16 protein-coding genes are annotated in these 14,602 nt (G+C 71.3%); 9 read left to right on the top strand and 7 right to left on the bottom strand.

Annotated features, from left to right (window positions below; genetic code table 11):
- Positions 1 to 254: 254 nt before the first annotated feature.
- Together ACESMR_RS16415 and ACESMR_RS16420 are read left to right on the top strand one after the other, a co-directional pair.
- Positions 255 to 491, top strand: coding sequence for an FmdB family zinc ribbon protein (locus ACESMR_RS16415; RefSeq protein WP_373048188.1), 237 nt, complete (start codon positions 255 to 257; stop codon positions 489 to 491).
- A 368-nt stretch (positions 492 to 859) separates the two neighbouring features.
- Positions 860 to 2,230, top strand: a complete 1,371-nt coding sequence (locus tag ACESMR_RS16420) for an MFS transporter (RefSeq protein WP_373048189.1) — start codon at positions 860 to 862, stop codon at positions 2,228 to 2,230.
- A 4-nt stretch (positions 2,231 to 2,234) separates the two neighbouring features.
- Here the strand turns inward: ACESMR_RS16420 and ACESMR_RS16425 are convergent, their stop codons facing one another.
- From ACESMR_RS16425 to ACESMR_RS16435, 3 genes are all read right to left on the bottom strand, one after another.
- Positions 2,235 to 2,750 (bottom strand): hypothetical protein, encoded by a 516-nt coding sequence (locus tag ACESMR_RS16425; RefSeq protein WP_373048190.1) that lies wholly within the window; start codon positions 2,748 to 2,750, stop codon positions 2,235 to 2,237.
- Positions 2,747 to 3,445: an HAD family hydrolase gene (locus ACESMR_RS16430; RefSeq protein WP_373048191.1), complete on the bottom strand. Its 699-nt coding sequence runs from the start codon at positions 3,443 to 3,445 to the stop codon at positions 2,747 to 2,749. Before ACESMR_RS16430 ends, ACESMR_RS16425 begins: the two co-directional genes overlap by 4 nt.
- Before the next feature lie 77 nt (positions 3,446 to 3,522).
- Entirely contained in the window at positions 3,523 to 4,626 is a 1,104-nt protein-coding gene (locus ACESMR_RS16435; protein WP_373048192.1) for an AI-2E family transporter, read from the bottom strand.
- Between the two features lie 179 nt (positions 4,627 to 4,805).
- On the opposite strand from ACESMR_RS16435, the gene ACESMR_RS16440 reads away from it, so the two are divergent.
- Positions 4,806 to 6,371 carry an AAA family ATPase gene (locus tag ACESMR_RS16440; protein WP_373048193.1) on the top strand — a complete coding sequence of 522 codons (1,566 nt, stop codon included), beginning with the start codon at positions 4,806 to 4,808 and terminating at the stop codon, positions 6,369 to 6,371.
- Entirely contained in the window at positions 6,368 to 7,000 is a 633-nt protein-coding gene (locus tag ACESMR_RS16445; protein ID WP_373048194.1) for a hypothetical protein, read from the top strand. Before ACESMR_RS16440 ends, ACESMR_RS16445 begins: the two co-directional genes overlap by 4 nt.
- A 64-nt stretch (positions 7,001 to 7,064) precedes the next feature.
- Here the strand turns inward: ACESMR_RS16445 and ACESMR_RS16450 are convergent, their stop codons facing one another.
- Genes ACESMR_RS16450 through ACESMR_RS16460 form a run of 3 tightly spaced genes read right to left on the bottom strand, consistent with a single transcriptional unit; the run spans position 7,065 to position 10,159 of the window.
- The gene (locus tag ACESMR_RS16450; RefSeq protein ID WP_373048195.1) at positions 7,065 to 7,304 is read right to left on the bottom strand and encodes a hypothetical protein; all 240 of its coding nucleotides are present in this window, start codon (positions 7,302 to 7,304) and stop codon (positions 7,065 to 7,067) included.
- A gap of 11 nt (positions 7,305 to 7,315) precedes the next feature.
- Complete coding sequence (locus ACESMR_RS16455; protein WP_373048196.1) at positions 7,316 to 9,103, bottom strand: nickel-dependent hydrogenase large subunit; 1,788 nt, start codon at positions 9,101 to 9,103, stop codon at positions 7,316 to 7,318.
- 21 nt (positions 9,104 to 9,124) lie between these two features.
- The gene (locus ACESMR_RS16460) at positions 9,125 to 10,159 is read right to left on the bottom strand and encodes a hypothetical protein (protein WP_373048197.1); all 1,035 of its coding nucleotides are present in this window, start codon (positions 10,157 to 10,159) and stop codon (positions 9,125 to 9,127) included.
- Between the two features lie 162 nt (positions 10,160 to 10,321).
- On the opposite strand from ACESMR_RS16460, the gene ACESMR_RS16465 reads away from it, so the two are divergent.
- From ACESMR_RS16465 to ACESMR_RS16485, 5 genes are read left to right on the top strand one after another with little or no spacing between them, the layout of a single operon-like run.
- Positions 10,322 to 10,852 carry a NifU family protein gene (locus ACESMR_RS16465; RefSeq protein WP_373048198.1) on the top strand — a complete coding sequence of 177 codons (531 nt, stop codon included), beginning with the start codon at positions 10,322 to 10,324 and terminating at the stop codon, positions 10,850 to 10,852.
- Entirely contained in the window at positions 10,849 to 11,481 is a 633-nt protein-coding gene (locus ACESMR_RS16470; protein ID WP_373048199.1) for a DUF5947 family protein, read from the top strand. Before ACESMR_RS16465 ends, ACESMR_RS16470 begins: the two co-directional genes overlap by 4 nt.
- Positions 11,478 to 12,800 (top strand): hypothetical protein, encoded by a 1,323-nt coding sequence (locus ACESMR_RS16475; RefSeq protein WP_373048200.1) that lies wholly within the window; start codon positions 11,478 to 11,480, stop codon positions 12,798 to 12,800. The genes ACESMR_RS16470 and ACESMR_RS16475 overlap by 4 nt, the downstream gene beginning before the upstream one ends.
- Positions 12,797 to 13,288: a hydrogenase maturation protease gene (locus ACESMR_RS16480; RefSeq protein ID WP_373048201.1), complete on the top strand. Its 492-nt coding sequence runs from the start codon at positions 12,797 to 12,799 to the stop codon at positions 13,286 to 13,288. Before ACESMR_RS16475 ends, ACESMR_RS16480 begins: the two co-directional genes overlap by 4 nt.
- On the top strand, positions 13,285 to 13,428 hold the full coding sequence (locus ACESMR_RS16485; RefSeq protein ID WP_373048202.1) for a DUF6893 family small protein: 144 nt from the start codon (positions 13,285 to 13,287) through the stop codon (positions 13,426 to 13,428). Before ACESMR_RS16480 ends, ACESMR_RS16485 begins: the two co-directional genes overlap by 4 nt.
- Here ACESMR_RS16485 and ACESMR_RS16490 read toward each other — a convergent pair whose 3' ends face one another.
- Positions 13,429 to 14,580 carry a P1 family peptidase gene (locus tag ACESMR_RS16490; RefSeq protein ID WP_373048203.1) on the bottom strand — a complete coding sequence of 384 codons (1,152 nt, stop codon included), beginning with the start codon at positions 14,578 to 14,580 and terminating at the stop codon, positions 13,429 to 13,431. It abuts the gene before it with no gap.
- Positions 14,581 to 14,602: the final 22 nt, after the last annotated feature.

Consider the following 14,602-nt stretch of genomic DNA (forward strand, 5'->3'; position numbering starts at 1 on the left):
GCGCCCCGGTGCACCATCGCGCCCCGGTGCACCATCGCGCCCCGGTGCACCATCGCGCCCCGGTGCACCATCGCGCCCCGGTGCACCATCGCGCCCCGGTGCACCATCGCGCCCCGGCGCCCCATCACGTCCCGGTGCACCGAGGCGGCCCGGCGGCAAGCCGGGCGGTGGGAAGAAGCGGAGCTGAAGCAGCGGTTCCCCTTCCGTTCAGCCCCTTGCACCACGGTTCAACCCCAACTACGTTCCGACGCCCTATGCCCATCTACGAGTACGGTTGCGAGAAGTGCGGCAACACCACCGAGCTGATGCAGAAGATCTCCGACCCCGCGCCGGAGGCCTGCCCGTCCTGCGGCGAGACCGGGTCGATGAGTCGCCTGGTCAGCCGCAGCTCGTTCCAGCTCAAAGGTGGCGGCTGGTACAAGGATCTCTACAGCTCCACGAAGAAGTCCGGCGGCGGCGAGTCCGGTGGCGGGAGCAGCTCCGCGGCCTGAGCGCAGGCACGTTGCCGAGCGAAGGGGGTCGGCGCCGCCGGCCCCTTTCTGCGTCCCTGGCGCCCCCTGCCGATCAGCCGACAAATTTCGTGCAGCAAGCTATGGACAGCAAAGAACCGATCCGGTAGAATGACTTAGGCGCAAAGCTTAGTCGGGCATTTGATGGATTGTCCTGTCCGGGGTTAGTGTTGGCCCGGGAGACGGGATAGATTCCCCCCCGTCACCCGACCTACGTGCGCTCACGACCCTCTTCTCGCCGCCCCGATACCGCACCGCACGATCCCATCGTCGCCGGTGCCCCCGTCTTCCGTCCCGGCTCCTCCGTTCCCGCCAGCGTCGCGCCCTTCCTCGCGCGGCCCGTAGCGGACGTGAAGCAGCCGACGACGCGCCGCAAACGCCGCCAGCTCTACCGCACCCTGCGCTACTCCTCCGCGGAGGGCATGGTCGCCGAGCTCGTCACCTCCTTCGTCGGCGGCTCGGTCCTCACCGGCTGGGCGATCTTCCTCGGCTGCAGCCCGCTGGTGATCGCGATGCTGGGCGCCTTGCCCTTCCTCGCGCAGCTGGTGCAATTCCCTTCCGCCTGGCTCACCTCGAGCCTCGGCAGCCGCCGCGTCGCCATCGCCGGCTACGCCCTGGGCCGGCTCGTCTACGCGCCCCTCGTCGCCCTGCCCTTCCTCCCGGTCGCGGAGGAGACGCGCCGGTGGATCCTCATGGCGGTGGCGGGCCTTGCAGCCATCTTCACCGTGGTGGGCACCAACGCCTGGGTGGCGTGGATGGGCGAGGTGGTCCCCGTCGCGTTGCGCGGCCGCTACTTCGGCAAACGCCTCTCGCTGGTGACGATCACCGGCGCCGCTGGCGCCTTGAGCGCCGGCCTGCTCCTCGACGTCTCCCGCCGCGGCGGCTGGGAGCCCGTGGCCCTCGCCGGCCTCGCCGCCCTCGCCTGCGTCGCGGGGCTCGTCACCCTCTTCCTCCTCCGCCGGCACCAGGACGTGCCGGTGGAGGTGCGCCGCGGCGGCAGCGGCTTCGACCTCGGCGCCGCCATCGCCGCTCTCCGCGACCCCGCCTCCCGCCCCTTCCTCCGCTACCAGCTCGCCTGGAACGCGGCGATCGGAATCTCCGCGAGCTTCTTCGCGGTGCACATGCTCACCAATCTGAAGATGGGCTTCGCCCTGATCGCGGCCCACGGCGTCGCGGTGGCGGTGATGCGTGTCCTCGTCTCGCCGCTCTGGGGCAAGGTGATCGATCGGATCGGCGCGCGGCCGGTGCTCGTCGTCACCTCCTTCGCCCTGCCGGTGGTGCCCCTGATCTGGCTGCTCCCCACCGCCGAGTCGCGCTTCGTGGCGCTGGCGCTCGACGTGATCCTCGCCGGCGGGCTCTGGGCGGGCCACATGCTCGCGGCCTTCGAGCTTCCGCTGGCGGTGGCGCCCCGGGAGCGCCGGCCCTACTACCTCGCCGCCTTCTCCACCGCCGGCGGCCTCGCCTTCGCCGCGGCTTCCGCGGTGGGTGGCCTGCTGGCGCAGGGGCTCCCCGAGACGATCCACCTCTTCGGCGGCAGCCTCTCCAACCTCCACGTGCTCTTCGTGATCTCGGCTGCGGGCAGGCTCCTCTCCGCACCGCTGGCGCTGGGGATCACCGAGCCTGGGGCGCGGCCGGTGGAGCATTTCTTCCGCCTCGTCGGCGAGCGGCTCCAGACCCGCCGGGCGCAGCTCGCCCGGGTCCTCGCCTTCGCCCGGCGCTGATCGTTCAGGGCGCGGCGGTGCCGCCCCTGCCCGGTTCCTGCGGCACGCCGTCCGCCCGTCGCGCCGCACGGAGCCGGCCGATCAGATCGGGCGCCTGCGCCGCCGCATGGCGCAGCTGCCCGATCGCCTCGTGGAGCGCGGGCTCGATCGCCATCGCCTTCAGCTCGTCTTCCGCGAAATCCGCCCGTGCGCCGGGCAGGAGCGTAGCGCCGGTGGCGAGCGCCACCTCCGCGCGGCCTTCGAGCGCCTCCAGCACCGGCAGGATCCGCCCCGGATCCCCGTCGCCGGCGAGGGCGCGCTCGCCGAGATGGATCGCCCCCTGCAGCGCCGCCGCCTCCCGGAAGAAGCGGTCGTAGCGCTCGTCCCCCGTCTCCACCCAGGAGAGCCGGGTCGCCCGGAAGGGGTTCGGATCCGCGCCGAGCGCCGCGTCCACGTCCCGGGGCTCCAGGGTCCTGCGCTGCCCTGCGCCGCAGGCTGCGAGCGCGAGGACCACGAGCAACGACGCTGCGAGCCGCTTCACGGCAGCGGCTCCCCGCTGCACGGATGGTCGAGGGCGAGCACCTGCCAGCCCGCGCGCCGCCCCTCGGCAGCGAGGGTGGTGTGGAGATCGTCGCTGGGGCAGATCACCAGCCGGTGCGCCGCATCCTGCAGCAGCGGCAGATCGATGGCGCCGTTCCCCACGGCCAGCGCCGGCGCGCCGCCGAGGAGCGTCCGGGCCCAGTGGACCTTTCCGGCGAGCGCCGGCAGCGGCGTGACGAGGCGGTCGGTGAGCCTGCCCGCCTCGACCTCCACCTCCACCCCGGCGACGTGGGGCACCCGCAGCGCCCGGGCCGCCGCCTCGATCAGCCAGCGGTTGGAGGCGGAGACGATCGCCACCCGGACCCCGCCGCGCACCAGCTCCTCGACCAGCTCCCGCACCACGGGAAAGAGCCGCCGCGCGAAGTGGCGGGGAAAGAAGGCCTCGGCCCGCTCCCGGACCTCCGCCTCCTCGAGCCCCGCCATCACCGTCACCGCCCAGCCATAGGCGTCGACCACGTCTGCGGCGAGGCGGGCCTCGTAGCCACGCCAGGTTCCCCCGGGAACGCGGCCCGCCGCCTCCAGATCGCGGAGGAAGGCTTCGCCGATGTCGTCGGCCCAGAGGGTGCCGTCTGCGTCGAAGGCGGCGGTGCCACCGGCGGACCGGACCGCCTCGAGGATCGTCGGAAGATCGAGCATGGGCCCATCTGCCCAGAGGCACGCGCCTTCCGTCAACCCGCTGCGGCGTGCCATCTGCAAGCCATCGGTCGCTCTCGTCACGAGAGCTGCGAGCGCTCGAGCTTCGGCTCCGCCGCGGCGCGGGGCAGCTGGGTGACGGCCTCCTCCTCGTCCGGCGGCGCTGCGAGGCTGCCGGCGATCCGGGGGACGAAGTCGCGCTTCCAGATCCGGATCATCGCGGTGAAGATCGAGCCCACCAGCGGCCCGAGCACCGCGCCCACCGGACCGAAGGCGGCGATGCCGCCGAAGATTGTGACGAAGATCAGCAGCGGGTGGAGCCGGATCCGCCCCTTGGCGAGGAGGGGCCGGAGGAGGTTGTCCACCGAGCCGATCACCAGGATCCCCCAGCCGAAGAGGAAGAGCCCCTCCCACGTCCGGCCCGCTGCGAGGAGGCCGATGCCGGCGGGAACCCAGACCAGTCCCGTGCCCACGATCGGCACCAGCGAGAGGAGCGCCATCAGCGCCGCCCACGCCAGCGGCTCCGGGAGCCCCACCAGCCAGAATCCGATGCCGCCCACCACGCCCTGGATGATCGAGGTGACGAGGTTCACCACGATCATCGTGTGGGCCACCGCCCGGAACTCCCGGAGGAACTCCCGCTCGTAGCGCGTCTCCAGCGGCGAGAGCTGCGCCGCCTCGGCGAGGAGCCGGGGGCCGTCGAGGAAGAAGTAGTACATCGAGACGACCACGAGGAATCCGTCCACGACGAGGAGCGTGGTCGCGCCGAAGACGCCGGGGGCGAGGCCGGTGAGCCAGCCCGCCGCTGCGTCGATGAGCCGATCGAGCTGCCCGACGATGCCCCAGGCGCCGAGGCGCTCCACCACCGGGAAGAGCGCGTCGGGCATCCGCCCGCCGAGGAGGTCGTCGATGCCGTGGGGGCCGAGCAGCTCCCGCGCCTCGTCGAGGAGCTCGATGACCCGCTGGGTGAGCAGGAGCAGCAAACCGCTGGCGGGCACGAGGAGAAGGAGCATCACCCCGCAGGAGGAGAGGAAGGAGGCGAGGCTCCTGCGGCCGCCGAGGAGGCGCACCAGCCGCTCGTGGGCGGGGGCGCCGAGGACCACGATGAAGGCCCCCACCAGCACCGGCACCACGAAGGGCGCCACCACCTCGTAGAAGAAATAGAGCGTCACGGCGAAAGCCACCGCGAACGCCGCATTCGACCACCTGGATGCCCTCGCCGCCGCCACACCCCAACGGTAAGCACCCGCCTGCCTGCAGGCCGGGCACTGGCCTCCGGCCGGAGCGGTGGGCCGAGGTGGGAGCGGACGCAACGTTCCCCGCCGAACATGCCGACGCAACGGCGCTCTGGTAGGCTGCGCCCGTGACCCAGCCCACCGCGCCCACCCTCCCCACCGCCGGTTTCGTCCAGGACCTCGACGTCCACGTCCGGGCCCGCTACCCCCTGCTCTGGCTCGTCACCTCCGAGGAGCAGCGGATCGACGGCATCGTCGACAAGCTCGCGCGGGGCCACGGGAAGTCCTACTACACGTGGTCGGTGACCACCGGTCTCTGCCGGGTCACCGCCGGCAAGCCCGAGCGCCCGCAGAAGAAGGCCGATCCGATGGAGGTGCTCGACGCAATCGAGCAGCTCAACGTGCCGGCGGTGGTGGCGCTCAAGGACTTCCACCCGTGGCTCACCGAGCCGGCCATCGTCCGGCGGCTGCGGGAGCTCGCCTTCCACCTCAAGGGAACCTACAAGACCGTCTGCCTGGTCTCCCCCACCCTCGCGCTGCCGCCGGAGCTCGAGAAGGAGATCACCGTCATCGACGTGCCGTTGCCCACCACCCGGGAGCTCCTCGACCTGCTCAAGGAGATCGTCGGCGTGGTCCGCCAGGGTGGCAGGGTCGCGGTGGAGCTGCAGCGGGAGCACGCCTTCCAGCTGGTGCAGGCCGCGCGCGGGCTCACCCTCGCCGAGGCGGAGAACGCCTTCGCCAAGGCGGTGGCCTTCGATCAGAAGCTCTCGCTCTCCGATCTGCAGCTCATCCTCGACGAGAAGAAGCAGGTGATCCGGAAGAACGGGCTGCTCGAGTATTTCTCCGAGCAGGGAGACCTCGGGCAAGTGGGCGGCTACGAGGAGCTCAAGAGCTGGCTGGCGCGGCGGCAGAACGCCTTCACCGACGCGGCGCGGCGCTTCGGCCTGCCCGAACCCAAGGGGCTGCTCATGCTCGGCGTGCAGGGCTGCGGCAAGAGCCTCACCGCCAAGGCGGTGGCGAGCACCTGGGGCCTGCCGCTCCTGCGCCTCGACATGGGGCGGATCTTCTCCGGGCTGGTGGGCTCCTCCGAGGAGAACATGCGCAAGGCGATCAAGGTCGCCGAGAGCGTGGCGCCGGTGGTGCTCTGGATCGACGAGATCGAGAAGGGGCTCTCGGGGCTCTCCTCCTCCGGCAACACCGACGGCGGCGTCACCTCCCGCGTCTTCGGCCACTTCCTCACCTGGCTCCAGGAGAAGACCGCGCCGGTCTTCGTGGTGGCCACCGCCAACAAGATCGACGCGCTGCCGCCGGAGCTCCTGCGCAAGGGCCGCTTCGACGAGATCTTCTTCGTCGATCTGCCGCAGACCGCGGAGCGGGCGCAGATCTTCGCGATCCACCTGCGGCGGCGCGGCAGGGATCCGGCGGCGTTCGACGCGCAGCGCCTCGCGCAGCTCTCGCAGGGCTTCTCCGGCGCGGAGATCGAGCAGGCGATCGTCGCCGGTCTCTACGAGGCCTTCGCGGAAGGGCGGGATCTCGCCCAGGCCCACGTGGAGCGGGCGCTCGGCGAGACGATGCCGCTCTCGGTGACGCTGCGCGAGGAGATCGCGAAGCTGCGCGCCTGGGCGCAGGATCGCACCAGGCCCGCCTCCCGGCCAGAAGGGAACCAGGCGGTGGCGCAGGTGGTGGCGCCTTGAGCCCGCTGCGCCGCTTCAAACATCTCGAGGGGCAGCGGCCGGCGCGCGAGGAATCCTCGCAGCTCGGGGGAAACGGTCGCTTCGCCTCGATGGAGCGCGCAGCCGCCCTCGCCTGCGCGCTCTGCGGCGCGGCGCTCGCCGACGAGACGGAGGCGTGCGCCGCCTGCGCGCCTTCCGCGCCGCCACGTGCGGTCGGCGGCGACGGCGTGCTCGTGCGCGGCGAGGCGCCCTTTGCCGCCGACGCGGAGCCGGCCCGGGAGAGCGCCCGCAGCGCGCGCTTCTCCACCCTCGCCGGCAATGGGCCGATCGGCCTGGCCCGCGAGGTCCCTGCGCGCACGGCGGAGACGGAGATCGCTGCGACCGTCCCCGCGTGGCGGGGCGAGGCGCTGCCGGAAGACGTCGCCGCCGACGTGCGCCGGCAGCTCGGTATCCCCGAGCAGCAGCCCGCGCCGCAGCGCGAGGACGTGCTCGGCTGGGCGCAGCGCCAGCTCGAATCCGAGAGCAACCGGAAGTGGCTGCTCTACCTCGGCGGCGCCTTCTTCGCGCGCCGCCTCATCGCCAACGTGGTCGGCTTCGTGCTCGCCGTGGTGATCGGCGTCGGTTTCCTGATCGCCCGCGCCTGCAGCTGATCCGCCAGTGCCTCGCGAGCGGTGCGCTGCCGGGGCACCGCAGGGACCGTACGCGCGATCGCGCCTACGACGGTGAGAGGTTCGGCATCCGCGGGTCGATCGGGTTGCGCAGCGCCGGGTTGATCCCGGTAGAGCGCGACGCCGTGCCCCTGGCGCCGCGTCCCTCGGGGATGATCCCCTCCTGCTCCGCCGTGTTGCCGCGCTGGTTGCCCTGCCGCACCCGGGGCACGTGTGAAGGCAAATCGGGCCGCACGTCCCGCCTGCCCACCCGGATGTTGCCGATCCGCTTCACCTTCCGGCCCATCGCCTCCCCCTTCAGACCCCGAGGCCCATCATCGGCGCGTGGCGCTCCTCGATCACGCGGCCGTTGCCGAGGAACATGTGCACGCCGCAGGGCAGGCAGGGATCGAACGAGCGCACCGTCCGCATGATGTCGATCCCCTTGAAGTCGTCCTGCCCGTTCTCCTCGAAGATGGGCAGCCCCTGCACGGCGTCCTCGTAGGGGCCGGGGGTGCCGAAGCTGTCCCGCGGGCTCGCGTTCCAGGGGGTCGGCGGATAGGGGTGGTAGTTGGCGATCTTCCCCTCGCGGATCACCAGGTGGTGGGAGAGCACGCCCCGCACCGCCTCGTGGAAGCCGCAGCCGATCGCCTCGTCGGGCACGTCGAATTCCTGGAAGACCTTCACGTCGCCCTGCCCGATCCGCTCGAGGGCCTGCTCGATGAACCAGAAGGCCATCGCCACCACGTAGGCGATGAAATAGGCCCGGGCCCGATCCCGCTCGATGGTGTTGGCCCACTGCGGCACCTTCCACTCGAGCTCCATCTCGGGGAGCGAGGCGGTCTTCGGCAGCTGGATCTTCACGCTCGATCCGGTCGCCTGCACGTAGGGCGTCTTCACCAGGTTCGCGAGCGCCGTGGTCCAGAGCCGGGCCAAGGGGCCGCCGCCGGTATCGAGGGCGAGGTGATCCCCCGTCTCCTTCCGGTACCAGCGCGGGCTCATCACCCAGCTGTACGGCCCCTGCTGGAGGTTCCGCTTCTGCGGCTGCGGGAGCGTCGTCTGGTTCCAGGGGTGGCGCTGATCGACCGGATTGCCGAGCGGGTCTTTGGCGACGAAGGTCTCCTCGCCCATCCAATCCTCGTAGAACGAGTTGCCGAGGAGAATCCGCATCCCGAGGTTGATCTCGACCAGATCGGTGGTGATCAGCTTGCCGTCGACGACGATGCCCGGCGTCACGTGCATCGCCCGGCCCCACTTCGTCATGTTCTCGTAGCGGTAGTCGACGACGTTGGGATCCTGGAACGATCCCCAGCAACCGAGCAGGATCCGTCGCTGCCCCACCTTCTCGTAGCCGGGCAGCGCCTCGTAGAAGAAGTCGAAGACGTCGTCGTTGAGGGGCACCAGCTTCTTGGCGAAGTCGGCGAATTTGAGCAGCTTGGTCAGGTAGTCGGTGAAGACCTGCGGCGTCGCCACCGTTCCCGTTCCGCCGGGATAGAGCGTGGAGGGATGCACGTGGCGCCCCTCCATCAGGCAGAACATCTCGCGGGTGAGCCGGCTCATCTGCAGCGCTTCGCGGTACATCGCCCCGGTGAACGGGTTGTAGGAGCGCATGATCTCCGCGATGGTGGCGTGGCCGTGGATCGCGGCGTTGGGCGCCGCCGTCTTCTCCGCCTTCTCGAGGAGCGAGGGGTTGGTCTCCTTCACCATCCGCTCGCAGAAGTCCACGAAGACCAGGTTGTCCTGGAAGATCGCGTGGTCGAACATGTACTCGGCCGCTTCGCCCAGGTTGTAGATGAGCTCGGCCATCGGCGGCATCTTGATGCCGTAGGCCATGTTCTGGGCGTAGACCGAGCAGGTGGTGTGGTTGTCGCCGCAGATGCCGCAGATGCGGCTGGTGATGAAGCCGGCGTCGCGCGGATCCTTGCCCTTCATGAAGACCGAGTAGCCGCGGAAGATCGAGGAGGTGCTCCTGCACTCCACCACCTCGCGGTTCTCGAAATCGATCTTCGTGTAGATACCGAGGTTGCCGATGATCCGCGTCACCGGATCCCACGCCATCTCGACGAGCTTGCGGTTGGTTTCGGTTCCGCCAGTGGAAACGGCCATCTCATCTCCTCGAGGTAGGGGCTAGCGGGGCCAGCGCGGGTCGTAGCCGCTGGTGAGCTCGGGGCCGTCGTGGTGCCACTTCGGCTCCGCGTTCATCGTCTTGTTGGTGATGCCGCGGAGGCGGCGGATCATCCGGCCGTAGGGGCCGATGAGCTGCGACGAGATCGCGGCGCCCGGCGGCTGATCCATGAAGGGCATGAATTTGTCCGGGAAGCCGGGCATCGTGCAGCCGATGCAGATGCCGCCGACGTTGGGGCAGCCGCCGATGCCGCTCATCCAGCCGCGCTTGGGCACGTTGCAATTGACCACCGGTCCCCAGCAGCCGACCTTCACCTGGCATTTGGGCGAGTTGTAGTCGGCGGCGAAATCCGCCTGCTCGTAGTAGCCGGCACGGTCGCAGCCCTCGTGCACCGTCTTGCCGAAGAGCCAGGTCGGGCGAAGCTGATCGTCGAGCGGGATCACGGGCAGCGTGCCGGCTGCGTGCTGGAGCAGCCAGTGCAGCGTCTCCATGATGTTGTCCGGCTGCACCGGGCAGCCCGGCACGTTGACGATGGGCAGATCCCCCTTCGAGCGGAAACTCCACCCGAGGTAGTCGGCGAGCCCCATGCAGCCGGTGGGATTTCCCGCCATGGCGTGGATGCCGCCGTAGGTGGCGCAGGTGCCCACCGCCACCACGCCCCACGCCTTCGGCGCGAGCCGGTCGAGCCAGTCGTTGAGGGGCACCGGTTCCCCGGTCTCCGGGTCGTTGCCGAACGAGGTCCAGAATCCCTCGCCGTTGATGTTCTCGTTGGGGATCGAGCCCTCCACCACGAGCACGAAGGGGTCGAGCTCGCCGCGGGCCGCCTTGCGGAAGGCCTCGACGAATTGCTCGCCGGTCTCGTAGGCGAGCACCTTGTTGTGCACCACCACCTTCGGCAGCCCGGGCACGAGCCCCAGCACCAGGTCCTCGATGCTGGGCAGCTGCCCCGCGGTCATCGAGACCGAATCGCCGTCGCAGCTCATGCCCTCCGAGATCCAGAGGACGTGGACTTCCCCCACCGCCTGCTTCTTCGCCATGGCCCCGCTCCCCCCGCTGGCATCGGTCCACCGACAATGGCCCTGCCCTTCCGCCGGGCTGAAGCCCCCGTGCGGTGAGGCCACGATGCGGCGCCGGATGGGGCGTCGACGCAGCCGGTGCGCGAGCACCATGCTCGGCGTGAACCACCAGCGAGGTGAGCGATGGTCCAGGTGCCGGGGGGAGGCGCAGGGGCGGATCCGCGCGACGGGGAGCGGATCGAGGAGCTTCTCGAGCAGCTCGCGGCTGGGGCGGCGCCGCAGACGTGGGTGCAGGTCGAGGAGCTGGTGCGGCGCCTCGTCTCCGTCTACGGCACCGCCCTCGGCCAGCTCCTCGCCCATGCCCGCGCTGCGGGCGCCGACGGGGTGCGGCTCGCCGACGCGCTCTGCGCCGACGAGCCCGTCTCCAGCCTCCTGCTCCTCCACGGCCTCCATCCCCTGCCGATCGGGATCCGGATCACCGAGGCGCTCGACCGGGTCCGGCCGCAGCTCGGGCTGCACGAGGGCGGCGTGGAGCTCGTGGCCATCGACGAGAACCACGCGGTGACCTTGCGGCTGACCGGCAGCTGCGACGGCTGCGCCTCCTCGCAGGCGACCCTCGAGCAGTCGATCCGCGCCGCCCTCGAGGCGGCGGCGCCGGAGATCACCCGCATCGAGCTCGAGGGCGCGCGGGCCTCGCTTCCGGTGGTCCCGTGATCCCGGTGCGGGCGCTGCGCCCCTTCGTGCGCAGGCGGGTGCTCCGCGAGGACGGCGCGCCCCGCTGCGAGCTCTGCGCCGTGCCGATCGATACGGAGCACCGCCACCTGGTCGATCGCCAGCGCCGGCGGATCTGCTGCGCCTGCCCGGCCTGCGCCGTGCTCTTCGACCACGAGGCGGCGCGGGGTTTCCGCTCCGTGCCGCGCCGGGTGCTCCGCGACCAAGCCGGTGCGATCGAGGAGCGCGACCTCCTCGCCGCCGGGATCCCGGTCCGCCTCGCCTTCCTTTTCCTCCACGGCGACCGGCAGCGCTGGATCGCGATCTACCCGAGCCCCGCGGGAAGCACCGAGGTGGAGCTCGAGGAGGCGCAGGCCGCGCACCTGCTCGCCGCCTCGCCCCTCTTCGCCGAGGCACAGGCCGACGTGGAGGCGGTGCTCCTGCACGGCCCCCGGGGCAGCAGCCGGATCGAGGCGCTGCTCGTGCCGATCGACCGCTGCTACGAGCTCACCGCCTCCCTGCGCCGGCACTGGAAGGGCTTCGAGGGTGGACGCGAGGTCCATGAGGCGATCGGCGCCTTCTTCGCCGCCCTGCAGGCTGCGAGCAGGGAGCTGCCACGGAGGGCGACATGATCGGATGCGAAACGCGCGGGGCGGACGGGGCGCCGGGCTTCGGCAGGGCGAAGGCCGTCGCCGATGCGGTGCTCTTCGAGGGCTACGTGCTCTATCCCTACCGGGCGAACGCGCCGAAGAACCAGATCCGCTGGTCCTTCGGCGTGGTGGCGCCGCGGAGCTGGAGCGAGGCGAACGGCTCCGACCCCTGGTGGATGGAGAGCCGCACGCTCTTCGAGGCGAAGGCCACGCCCCGGCTCGACGGGCTCCTCCGCTTCCTCCGGGTGCAGGCACGCCGGTACGAGGTGGCCGATCGCGAGAGCCGGACGTGGAAGCCGGTGGGGCGATTGGAGATCGACGGCCAGCTCCACCTGGCCTGGGACGAGGGGCTCCTCCAGGAGGAGTCGATCGCCGCGTCGTTCGACCTGGGCGGGAGCACGGACCACGCCTTCTTCTTCGACCAGCCTGCGCGCGCCACGATGGAGGAGCTCCGGGACGGAGCAGGCGACGTGCGCGGGCGGCTTCACCGCCACACCGCGCAGCTCTGCTATCGGGTCCGGCTTCGGGTGGAGGACGCCGGCGCGCCGTTCCGCAGGCTGGTGATCCGGGTCGAGAACCACACCCCGGTCGACCCCCGGGTGAGCCGCGACGAGGCGCTGCGCAGCGCCCTGCTCTCCACCCACCTCCTCCTCGGGCTGCAGGCGGGCGCCTTCGTCTCGCTCCTCGATCCGCCCCCGGAGGCAGCAGCTGCCGCCGCTGCCTGCAAGGGCCAGGGGAGCTGGCCGGTCCTCGCCGGCGCCAGGGGCGAGCGGCAGCTGGTGCTCGCAGCCCCGATCATCCTCTACGACCACCCGCAGATAGCGCCCGAGAGCCCCGGCGACCTCCACGACGCCACCGAGATCGACGAGCTCCTCGGCCTGCGGACCGCCACCCTCACCGAGGAGGAGAAGCGGATCGCCCGTGCCACCGATCCCCGGGCAGCGGCGATCGTCGACCGGGTGGAACGGATGGCGCCGGGGGATTGGGAGCGGTTGCACGGCGCGCGGCGCCTCGCGGACGAGGCGGAGATGTTGCCCCTGCCCAGGGTAGCGAACGAGGTGCGGAGGCCCGGCCCCGGCGACAAGGTCCGGCTGCGCCCGGGCAAGCGGCGCACCGACGCGCACGACCTCCTCTTCGCCGGCATGGCCGCCACCGTCCACCGTGTGGAGGTCGACGCGGAGGGGGCGACCTGGTTGGCGGTCACCCTCGACGACGACCCTGCAGCGGAGCTGCACGAGTGGTACGGCCGCTTCCATTACTACCTTCCGGAAGAGGTGGAGACGATCGCGGAGGGAACGTGAGCTCGGTCCTGATCGCTGGGGTCGGAAACGTCTTCTTCGGCGACGACGCCTTCGGGGTCGAGGTGGCGCGCCGCCTCGCCCGCCTGGCTCTCCCGCCCGGAACCCGGGCGATCGACTTCGGCATCCGCGGCCTCCACCTGGCCTACGAGCTCCTCGATCCGGTCGATCTGCTGGTGATCGTCGACGCGGTGCCGCGGGGCCGCGCGCCGGGGACGCTCTACGTGATCGACCCGGCGCTCGAGGGGATCACCGCGCTGGCGCAGCCGGATGCCCACGGGATGGAGCTCCCCTCGGTCTTCGCGGCGCTGCGCTCGCTGGGCGGCACCCTGCCCCCCACACGCATCGTCGGCTGCGAGCCCCTCGACGTGCAGGAGGGCTTCGGCCTCTCCCCGCCGGTGGCGGCGGCGCTGGACACAGCGGTGCAGCTGGTGCTCGAGGTCGCTGCAGCAGGCGGTGGGCTGCAGCCGGCGATGGAGGCGAAGGGATGAGAGATCTGACGCGCTGCCGGCACCGGCAGGAATCGGGAAGCTGGCCTGTCGCCCTCGGCCTCGGCCTGCTGGTGGCAGGCTGGGCGCTCTACAGCCAATGGCCGGAGATACGGCGCTACCTGCGGATCCGCCGCATGTAGCTATTCTTCGTCACGTGGCGTCGGCCGGAGGATCGGCTTGCGCAGGAGCGCTGCGTAGTCGCGCACCTCGTCCAGCGGCAGCGCCGGCGAGAAATTGCCGTTCGCCCCCTCCATCCCGGTGGCCATGCAGAGCGCGTTGAGGATCGCCTCCTCCGTGCACTCCATCACCGCCTGGTAGAGCGGATCCATCCGCGTGTCGAGGAGCACCTTGATCCGGTAGACCATCTTCCGGGAGCGGCGCGGCACCCGGTTGGCGGTGGAGAAGCCGATCACGATCTCGCCGGAGCCGTGGGCGGCGTAGGAGCCGACGCGGCCGATGCCGAGCGCCACCCGCTTGCAGAGCCGGCTGATCTGGTGGGTCTGCAGCGGCGCGTCGGTGGCCACCACCGCGATGATCGATCCGTAGAGGCTGCGCCGGACCGCCATCCCCCGCAGCTTGCGCGCGAGGTGCTCGCCGATCGGCAGGCCCGCCACCCGCAGATCGGCGAGGCGGCCGAAGTTGCTCATCACCAGCACGCCGAGGGTATAGCCGCCCTGCTTCTCCGGGAGCTTGCGGCTGGCGGTGCCGATGCCGCCCTTCAGGTCGCAGGTGATCATGCCGGTGCCGCCGCCGACGTTCCCCTCCGCCACCGGGCCGCCCTTCGCGGAGCGGAGCGCCTCGAAGACGTGCTCCTGCCGGACGTGCCTGCCGGCGACGTCGTTGAGCCAGGAGTCGTCGCACTCGCCCACCAGCGGGATGAGCACGTCGTGCTCCGCGCCGATGCCGGGGTGGCGCTCCACCAGCCAATTCACCACCGCGTCGGAGACGGCGCCCACCGAGAGCGTGTTGGTGAGGAGGATCGGCGTCTCGATCAGCCCCCACTCCATCAGCTGGGTGAGGCCGGAGAGCTCGCCGGCGCCGTTGAGGACGAAGCCGCCACCGACGACGCGCTCGTCGAAGACGCCTCCGCCAGCGGGGAGGATCGCGGTGACGCCGGTGCGCACGGGACCACGCCCGGGCACCAGCCTGCCGCTGCCGCGCACGATGGTGGCATGGCCGACGAGCACGCCTTCCACGTCGGTGATCGCGTTGTGGGGGCCGGGGCGGTAGCGCCCCAGGGGCAGGCCCAGCTCCCGGGCCCGCACCCGCTCCTGCCGATCGCTCGAGCCCATGCGACGCGTCCTTTCGGCGGTG

This window comes from Vulgatibacter sp., assembly GCF_041687135.1.
Taxonomy (GTDB): Bacteria; Myxococcota; Myxococcia; order Myxococcales; family Vulgatibacteraceae; genus JAWLCN01.